Source organism: Pannonibacter phragmitetus DSM 14782, assembly GCF_000382365.1.
In the GTDB taxonomy this organism is placed as follows: Bacteria; Pseudomonadota; Alphaproteobacteria; order Rhizobiales; family Stappiaceae; genus Pannonibacter; species Pannonibacter phragmitetus.
Map to the genome: position 1 here is coordinate 20563 of NZ_KB908240.1, position 6876 is coordinate 27438.

The following is a 6876-nucleotide window of genomic DNA, read 5'->3' on the forward strand; positions in this document are numbered from 1 at the left end:
AGAGGAGAATACCTTTGTTCTCCTCTCGTCTGCTGCACCTGCTGCAATGACCACTGCATATCCAGCCGGAGACTGACATGCCGGAACTGCTGCAATTTCTTTTCTCAGGGGTGACGGTCGGGGCGGTGTATGCGCTTGCGGCGCTTGGCTTCACCATCATCTACAACGCCTCGGATGTGGTGAACTTTGCGCAGGGCGAGTTCGTGATGCTGGGCGGGATGATCACCGTCTTTGCCCATCTTGCCGGCGCCCCGCTGCCGCTGGCGGCGCTGCTCGCCATCGTCATCACCGCGGGCCTTGGCGTTGCCATGAACAAGCTGGCGATCGAGCCCGCGCGCGGTGCGCCCGTGGTGTCGCTGGTCATCATCACCATCGGCGCGTCGATCTTCATCCGGGGCGCGGCGCAGCTGATTTTCGGCAAGCAGATCCACAGTTTCCCGGCCTTTTCCGGTGATGATCCGTTCCACATCGGCGGGGCGACCATCCTGCCGCAGAGCCTCTGGGTGATTGGCGGGGCGGTGGCCGTGTTCATCGGCCTGTGGCTGTTCTTCACCCGCACCCTGCTGGGGCGGGCGGTGCTGGCCACCTCCAACAATCCGCTGGCGGCGCAGCTTGTGGGCATCAACACCGGTTTCGTGATGACGCTGTCCTTCGCCCTGTCGGCAGGCATTGGTGCGCTGGCAGGCGTGCTGGTCACGCCGATCACGCTCACCTCCTATGACGTGGGCCTCGGCCTTGCGCTGAAGGGTTTCGCGGCGGCGATGCTGGGCGGCATGGGCAATCCGAAAGGCGCGCTGGTGGGCGGGCTGACGCTGGGCCTGCTGGAGGCGCTGACGGCGGGCTACATCTCCTCGCAATACAAGGATGCCGCCGCCTTCCTCGTCATTCTCGCCGTTCTCTTCTTCCTGCCGCAGGGCCTTTTTGGCCGCAAGGCCACGGAGCGGGTGTAAGCGATGCGACTGTCTTCCAAAGCAACGGCACTTCTCGTTCTGGCGCTGCTGGTGGCGCTGGCACCGCTCCTGTTCCCTTCCGGCTTTTATTACCGGGTGGGCGCGCTCATCTTCGTCAACGGCCTTGCCGTTACGGGCATCGTGATCCTGACCGGCTGGGCCGGGCAGGTCAGTCTCGGCCATGCAGGCTTTGCCGGCATTGGCGCCTATGCCTGTGCGCTGGCCCCCGTTCACCTCGGCCTGCCGCCGGTGTTTGCGGTGGTGCTGGGGGCGGTGGTGTCCGGGCTGCTGGCCTATCTGGTGGGCCGCCCGATCCTGCGGCTCAAGGGCTATTACCTCGCCATCGCCACGCTCGGCATGGGCATCCTGATTTCCATGGTGCTGAACAACGAGCGGGCGCTGACACGCGGGCCGGACGGCATCGACGTGCCGGAATTCGGCCTGCGCGCCGTGTTGAAAGGCATGGGGCTGGACCTGACGAACGGCCAGTTCTGGTATTTCTTCTGCGGGCTTTGCCTCCTCCTCGGGGCGTGGCTGGCGCTCAATCTCTACAACAGCCCCACGGGCCGGGCGCTGCGGGCGTTGCATGGCTCGGAAGTGGCGGCTGGCACGGTGGGCGTCGATGTGGCGGCGGCCAAGTTGCAGGCCTTCGTCATTTCCGCCGTCTATGCCTCCGTCTCCGGTTCGCTGCTGGCCCTGCAGAACAAGTTCATCACGCCGGATGTGGCGGGCTTCATGCACTCGGTCGAGATGGTGACCATGGCCGTGCTGGGCGGTGTCGGCTCGGTGATGGGCGGCATCTTCGGCGCGGCGGTTCTGACCCTGCTGCCGCAGGTACTGACCGTCTTTGCCGAATATGAGCAGCTGGTTCTGGGGCTGGTGATGATCCTGGTGATGATCTTCCTGCGGCAGGGGGTGATCCCGTCCATTCTGCGCAAGATCAGGGGAGGCGAGGGATGAGCCTTTTGTCGATCGAGGGCCTCGGCATCAGCTTCGGCGGGCTGAAGGCGGTGCATGACGTGTCCTTTGCGCTGAAGCCCGGCGAGATCGTCTCCGTTATCGGGCCGAACGGGGCGGGCAAGACGACGCTGTTCAACATGATTTCCGGCATCTACCAGCCGGGTGCAGGCAAGGTGAAGCTGAACGGCGAGGATGTGACCGGCATGCCGCCGCATCTGCTGGCCCGGCGCGGCATGTCGCGCACCTTCCAGAACCTGCAGATCTTCCAGCAGATGAGCGTGCTGGAAAATGTCACCGCCGGGTTTCACCTGAAGGAGCGCGGCTCCGTGCTGGCGGACCTCTTTGCCCTGCCCGCCTCCCGCCGCCGCAGCAAGGCGGCAGAGGAGGGGGCGCGGGCGCTGCTGAAACGGGCCGGGCTGGAGCGGGCGGCCGAGCGCGAGGCGGCCAGCCTCTCCTATGGCTCGCTGAAGCGGCTGGAAATCGCCCGGGCGCTGGCGCTGTCGCCAAAGGTGCTGCTGCTGGACGAGCCGGCGGCGGGCTGCAATGCGGTGGAGACGGAAGAGATCGACCATCTGATCGCCGAAATCGCCGCCGCAGGCACCGCCATCCTGCTGGTGGAGCATGACATGAAGATGGTCATGCGCATCTCGAACCATATCGTCGTGCTGGACCATGGCGAGAAAATCGCCGAAGGGGACCCGGCCGGCATCAGCCGCAACCCGGCTGTCATTGCCGCCTATCTGGGAGCTGATCATGCTGCTGGTTGAGGGCCTGCGTGCCCGTTATGGCCGGATCGAGGTGCTGCATGGCCTCGACCTTTCCGTCAATTCGGGCGAGACCGTTGCCGTGATCGGCGCCAATGGCGCGGGCAAGACCACGCTGCTGCGCTGCCTGTCCGGCGTGCACCCCCTTGCTTCCGGCTCCATTACCTTCCGGGGCGAGGCGCTGACAAAGGTGCCCTCGCACCGGCGTCTGGCGCGCGGGCTTGCCCAGTCGCCGGAGGGGCGGCAGATCTTCACCAACCTGACGGTGGAGGAAAACCTGCGGCTCGGGGCCTATCTTTTCGATGATGACCGGGTGGCAAAGGACATGGACGATGCCTTCCAGATGTTCCCGGTGCTGCGCGAAAAGCGCAATCTGGCGGCGGGCGGCCTTTCGGGCGGGCAGCAGCAGATGCTGGCCATGGCCAGGGCGCTGATGGGCCGGCCCTCGTGCCTCCTGCTGGACGAACCGTCGATGGGTCTGGCGCCGATCATCGTTGCCCAGATCTTCGACGTGGTGAAAAGCCTCAAGGCGCTGGATGTGACCGTGCTTCTGGTGGAGCAGAACGCCTTCGGCGCCCTGAAAATCGCCGACCGTGGCTATGTCATGGAAACCGGCCGCATCACCATGGAAGGCCCCGCCGCAGACCTCATCGCCGACCCGCGCATCCGCGAGGCCTATCTGGGAATTTGAGGGGGCGTGTTTGCAACGGACTGCCAGTCAGGCTCCAACTCCTCTCCCCCCTTGAGGGGGAGATGCCCCCGTCAGGGGGCAGAGGGGGGTATGCAGCCTGTCCGCTCATGCGAGAGCTGGTCCCGTGCCGAGGCGCTGCTACCCCCCTCTGTCAGCTTGCGCTGACATCTCCCCCTCAAGGGGGGAGAGGGGGCTGCGGCTTGTGGAAGCGCTTCCCTCTCATCTTCAGCGTACGGCCTCTCCGCTCCCCCTGCCCACGATGGCTACTGCATGCACACACCGTGCAGAAAGACGTTCCAGGGCTCTGGCACAAACTGGCCGCCGTTGTTTCAATGGCACGGCCTATCTGTTCCCCTCCCCTCAAGGGGGAGGGGAAACGAGAGGCCTCGGCTAGAGAAGCAAGCTACCGAAAATGCTTATCTTTTCCAGCGTCAAAGCAACGAGTTTGGCCTCTTCCTGTGCGATGTGTGAATCCAGTAGCCCACCAGGGGGAGGGGGGGCGGCAGGCGTCGTCTCGAAAAGCAAACGCATCATTGCGGGCCGTTTCCGGACGGTCCGGCTCTCCGGCCTCAGCCCTTGATCTCCACCTCGAACAGCGCGCCGCGTTCGGACGGGAGGCAGCGGGCTTGGCCGCCGTGGGCGGCGGCGATGTCCGCAACGATGGCAAGGCCGAGGCCGCAGCCGTTGTCCATGTCGAGGCCAAGCCGGAAGAAGCGGTCGAACACCCGCTCGCGCAGGTCCTCCGGCACGCCCGGCCCGTCGTCCTGCACGCTCAGCCGCACGGTTTCCGGCTGGAAGGTGAGCGTCACGGTCAGCTCGCCGCCGGGCTTCAGGGCGTAGCGGACGGCGTTGTCGAGAAGATTGGCCAGCATTTCCTCCACCATCACCGGATCGCAGGTGACGGGCCTTGCCTCCCCCTCCAGGGCAAAACTCACCGCAACATCGCGGCGCATCTGGATCTCGGCAAAGGCACGCACACGCTCGGCCACGAGGGCGGCGAGATCGGCCTGTGTGAACAGCGAGCGCAGGCTGCGGCCGCGCACCCGCTCCATCGACAGAAGCTGGTTGGTCAGCCGTCCGGTCGCCCTTGCCGAAACGGCGATGGCGCTCACCCGCTTGCGCAGCGTCTCCTCATCCGGCGCAGACAGGGCGGCTTCCGCCTGGCTGACGATGGAGGCAATGGGATTGCGCACCTGATGGGCGGCGTCGGAGATGAAGGCGGCGCGGATCTCGAAGGCCCTGGCGAGCCGCGAGAAGAGCGAGTTTGTCGTCTCCACCAGCGGCCGCAGCTCCTTCGGCACCCAGCGCCGGATGGGGCGCAGGTCGTCCGGCGTGCGCAGGCTGATGGCATTGCGCAGGTCCAGAAGCGGCTTGAGGCCCAGCTGGATGCCGAACCACAGGATCAGCGCGGCCGACAGGATGACGGTGCCCAGCAGCAGCAGGGATTCCGTCACCAGCTCCTGGCTCAGCGCGCTGCGCTGCGTGGTGGTCTGCCACACTTCAACGGTGACCCAGCCATTGAAGCGGGGATGGGCAATGAACTCCCGCAGCACGACCGCACGGACCTCGCTGCCGAGATAAATGCTGTCGAAGAAACTGGGCTCCCCGTTCTGCAGGCTGATGTCCTGCGGCAGCTGGGGGGAGTGGGAATAGCCGGTGACGAAACTGCCGCCCGGGCCGGTGATGCGGTAGTAGACCGGATCGCCCAGGGCGGCGGTCAGCTCTTCGAGGAGCGGCTCGGTCAGCATGTCGCCTTCGGAGATGATCACATCGCGGGAGATGGTCAGGGCGACCGCCAGCAGCGTCTTGTCATAAAGCTGGCGCGACAGGTTCTGCGCCGCTTCATAGCGGGCATAGGCGCCGAAGGCGGCAATGATGATGAGCGGCACGATCAGCAGCAGGAACAGCCGCGCACGCAGGGAGAGACGGTTCATGCGGGGTCCGTGTCCAGCATGTAGCCGAGGCCGCGGGCCGTCCGGATCTGCACGCCGCTGCCCTCAAGCTTGCGGCGCAGGCGGGAAATCAGCAGCTCGACGGCATTGGCCTCGACTTCCGCCCCGGTGCCATAGAGCGATGCGGTGATATGCTCCTTGGCCAGAAGCCGCCCCCTCTGGTCAAGCAGCAGCTCGAACAGGGTCAGCTCGCGGCGGGGCAGGTCCAGCCTCTCGCCATCCCGGTAGACCGTCCGCTGCTGCCGGTCATAGGTCAGGCTGCCGGCGGTTTCGATCTGGGGCGCAACCTGCGGGCGGCGGCGGGACAGGGCCCGGAGGCGGGCAAAAAGCTCTGCCATTTCAAAGGGCTTGACCAGATAGTCATCTGCCCCCGCATCCAGTCCGTTGACCCGGTCGGAGGTCTTGCCCATGGCGGTCAGTATCAGCACGGGCGTTGCATCCCCGCGCTGGCGCAGGCGCCGGGTGAGCTCTATGCCCGTCAGGCCCGGCAGGTTGACGTCAATGATGATGACGTCGCAGGTCTCTGTTCTGAGAAACTCTTCCGCGGCCAGTCCATCGTCGAGATGGTCGACTGCATGCCCCTGATCCTTCAGCGCATTCTCGATGCCCTGTGCCAGGCTCATGTTATCTTCGACGAGGATTATTCGCACCTTCGTGCCTTCTGTTGTCAGACAGGTTACGGACAGCAAACTTTCGTAATGTGCGATCAAGCAGACTTGACGAGGAGAAATCAAGTCCGCTCCCACCAGAAGATAAGAATTTGCTGCATCCTGATGCTGTTCAGGGGCCGGGGAGGAATGACCAATTGACTTTTTTCGCACTGACGCGCCAAGGCGCGAAGGATCCGGCTGCGGCGCTGTTTACAGCGGGACTGCAGGCCCCGGCGGCATGTGACCTGACCCCGGGCGCGGATGCGGCCCCGGCTTCCAGGGAAAAACCCCACTAGAGCCGGGATCTTGATGTCCTGGCTGTCCGGTGCGGCAATGCGTGCTGTCACGCCTTGCCATGCGCCCTCAAAATCTCATCACACATCTTGAGAACCTGCGGATCACCGCGGTGTTCACGGAGTTATGACCGTGATTGACACGTTACTGTCTGCGCTAGGCGCGCTTTTGTCTTTCCAGCACCTGTTCTACATGCTCATCGGTGTGTCCGTTGGGCTTGTGATCGGTGTCATTCCCGGCCTTGGCGGCATCGCCGGGCTGTCGCTGCTGATCCCCTTTCTCTATGGCATGAACGAGATCAGCGCGCTGGCGATGCTGATCGGGCTTGTGGCCGTGATCCCGACCTCGGACACGTTCTCCTCGGTGCTGATGGGCATTCCCGGCTCTTCCGCCAGCCAGGCCACCGTGCTCGACGGCTTTCCGCTGGCCCGGCAGGGGCAGGCGGCGCGGGCCCTGTCGGCCGCCTTCATCTCCTCCATGGCGGGCGGCGTCTTCGGGGCAGTGGTGCTGACCGGCTTTGTCGTCATCGCCCGGCCGCTGATCCTCTCCTTCGGCTCGGCGGAGCTGTTCATGCTGGCGCTCTTCGGCCTGTCCATGGTGGCGGTGCTGGCCGGG

At 65.0% G+C, this 6876-nt stretch carries 7 protein-coding genes; 5 read left to right on the forward strand and 2 right to left on the reverse strand.

Annotated features, from left to right (window positions below; all coding sequences use genetic code 11):
- Positions 1 to 77: 77 nt before the first annotated feature.
- From H163_RS0121420 to H163_RS0121435, 4 genes are read left to right on the forward strand one after another with little or no spacing between them, the layout of a single operon-like run.
- Complete coding sequence (locus tag H163_RS0121420) at positions 78 to 950, forward strand: branched-chain amino acid ABC transporter permease (RefSeq protein WP_019966666.1); 873 nt, start codon at positions 78 to 80, stop codon at positions 948 to 950.
- A gap of 3 nt (positions 951 to 953) precedes the next feature.
- On the forward strand, positions 954 to 1910 hold the full coding sequence (locus H163_RS0121425; protein WP_019966667.1) for a branched-chain amino acid ABC transporter permease: 957 nt from the start codon (positions 954 to 956) through the stop codon (positions 1908 to 1910).
- On the forward strand, positions 1907 to 2677 hold the full coding sequence (locus H163_RS0121430; protein ID WP_019966668.1) for an ABC transporter ATP-binding protein: 771 nt from the start codon (positions 1907 to 1909) through the stop codon (positions 2675 to 2677). Before H163_RS0121425 ends, H163_RS0121430 begins: the two co-directional genes overlap by 4 nt.
- On the forward strand, positions 2664 to 3365 hold the full coding sequence (locus H163_RS0121435; protein WP_019966669.1) for an ABC transporter ATP-binding protein: 702 nt from the start codon (positions 2664 to 2666) through the stop codon (positions 3363 to 3365). The genes H163_RS0121430 and H163_RS0121435 overlap by 14 nt, the downstream gene beginning before the upstream one ends.
- 569 nt (positions 3366 to 3934) lie before the next feature.
- On the opposite strand, the gene H163_RS0121445 is transcribed toward H163_RS0121435, so the two are convergent.
- Together H163_RS0121445 and H163_RS0121450 are read right to left on the reverse strand one after the other, a co-directional pair.
- Entirely contained in the window at positions 3935 to 5299 is a 1365-nt protein-coding gene (locus H163_RS0121445; protein ID WP_019966670.1) for a sensor histidine kinase, read from the reverse strand.
- The gene (locus tag H163_RS0121450; protein ID WP_026356166.1) at positions 5296 to 5967 is read right to left on the reverse strand and encodes a response regulator; all 672 of its coding nucleotides are present in this window, start codon (positions 5965 to 5967) and stop codon (positions 5296 to 5298) included. Before H163_RS0121450 ends, H163_RS0121445 begins: the two co-directional genes overlap by 4 nt.
- 420 nt (positions 5968 to 6387) lie before the next feature.
- Here H163_RS0121450 and H163_RS0121455 point away from each other — a divergent pair.
- A partial coding sequence (locus H163_RS0121455) for a tripartite tricarboxylate transporter permease (RefSeq protein WP_026356167.1) occupies positions 6388 to 6876 on the forward strand: 489 nt, incomplete at its 3' end.

Bases quoted from the DNA above. Each gene is read 5' to 3' on its own strand.
- H163_RS0121420 (WP_019966666.1), top strand. From the start codon at position 78: ATGCCGGAACTGCTGCAATTTCTTTTCTCAGGGGTGACGGTCGGGGCG.
- H163_RS0121425 (WP_019966667.1), top strand. From the start codon at position 954: ATGCGACTGTCTTCCAAAGCAACGGCACTTCTCGTTCTGGCGCTGCTG.
- H163_RS0121430 (WP_019966668.1), top strand. From the start codon at position 1,907: ATGAGCCTTTTGTCGATCGAGGGCCTCGGCATCAGCTTCGGCGGGCTG.
- H163_RS0121435 (WP_019966669.1), top strand. From the start codon at position 2,664: ATGCTGCTGGTTGAGGGCCTGCGTGCCCGTTATGGCCGGATCGAGGTG.
- H163_RS0121445 (WP_019966670.1), bottom strand. From the start codon at position 5,299: ATGAACCGTCTCTCCCTGCGTGCGCGGCTGTTCCTGCTGCTGATCGTG.